Here is a 1499-nt window from a genome sequence, read left to right as displayed (position 1 = left end):
CGTACGAGCGGGGGCGCGCGGTGCTGACGCTGCGCGGGCGGCTGCTGGCGGACGCGGTCGTACGGGACCTCGTGGACTGACCCCGGGCGCAGGGGAGTTCGGGCACGCGCCGGACGCCGAGTCCCCGGTGCCGAGCCCTCGTTACGGGGCCCCGTGACAGGCCCCGCCTCAGCCGTCCCCGCGTGCCCGCAGCACCAGCAGCGCGAGGTCGTCGGCCGCCGCGCCGTCGCCGAAGCCGTGGACCGCGCGGCGCAGCCGCTCCGCCGTCTGTGCCGCGTCGAGGCCGCCGCACTCGCCGAAGACGGCCGCGAGACCGTCGTCGTCGTCGAACTGCCGCTGCCCGTGGCGCCGTTCGGTGACGCCGTCCGTGACGCACAGCAGCGTGTCCCCGGGCGCCAGGACGACGCTCTGGCTCTCGTACGGGACGTCCTCCTCGATGCCGAGCAGGAGTTGGGGCTCGGCCGCCGCCCGTACCTTCCCCGCGGCGTCGCACACCAGCGGCAGCGGATGTCCGGCGCACACGAGCGTGCAGCGGATGCCTCCGCCCTCGGCGGCGGGCAGCGGCGCCAACTCCCCGTAGACCATGGACAGGAAGCGGGTCTGCTCGCCCACCTCGCGGTTGAGCCGGTCCATGACCTCCGGGACGCCGTAGCCCTCGCGGGCCAGCAGCCGCAGCACCGGGCGGGCGAGGCCGGTGACGACGGCCGCCTCGGGGCCGTTGCCGCACACGTCGCCGAGCGCGAACCGCCAGCGTCCGCCGGGCAGTTCGAAGAAGTCGTAGAAGTCGCCGCCCGCCCAGGAGCCTTCGCCCGCCGGCTCGTAGACGACGGCGGTCTCCACGCCCGGTACGGCGACGTCGCCGGAGGGCAGCAGCCCGCGCTGGAGCACCCGGCTGATCGTGGCCTGCCGTGTGTAGCGGCGGGCGGAGAGCACAGCCTGGGCGACGCGGCGCGCGAAGTCCTCGACGATGCCCACGACTTCACCGGGGATACGGGCGAGTCCCGCGCGTCCGATGACGAGCGTGCCGACCGTCCGCCCGCCGACGGCGAGACGGCAGCCGATCGCCGCGCCGCCCGGTCCGTACGCCGACGCCTGGCCGGGCCAGACCCAGGGCACGGCGCGGCCGGGCGGCGTATGGCCCGTGAGCTGCGGTGGGCTCTTCTTCAGCTCGGCACGCAGCGCGTCGGTGCGCTCCTCCTGTGTGTGCCATACGCGCGAGAGGCGCAGCGGCGCCGGGGCGTCGCGGTCGGCGAGCCATACGGCGCACCAGTCCGCGAAGCGCGGCACCAGCAACTGGCAGGCCAGGGAGGCGACTCGGTCCTCGTCGGTCTGGCCGGCGAGGAGGTCGGAGGCCTCGGCGAGGAAGGAGAGGATGCCGTGGTCGATCCAGTCCGGGTCGTGACGGCGGGGGCCCGCGGCGGCGCGCGGCGCGGGGGCGAGGCTTCCGGTCAGGCTGCCGGGGGCCGGTGCGACGGGCTCGGCGGCAGCCTCAGCGGCGG

At 76.2% G+C, this 1499-nt stretch carries 1 protein-coding gene; it reads right to left on the bottom strand.

What is annotated here, in order from left to right; all coding sequences use genetic code 11:
* Positions 1-168 precede the first annotated feature (168 nt).
* A partial coding sequence (locus AN218_RS29700; protein ID WP_070020164.1) for a PP2C family protein-serine/threonine phosphatase occupies positions 169-1499 on the bottom strand: 1331 nt, incomplete at its 5' end.

The sequence above is a fragment of the Streptomyces nanshensis genome (assembly GCF_001751255.1).
Taxonomy (GTDB): Bacteria; Actinomycetota; Actinomycetes; order Streptomycetales; family Streptomycetaceae; genus Streptomyces; species Streptomyces nanshensis_A.
This window is presented reverse-complemented; position numbering and strand designations above follow the sequence as displayed.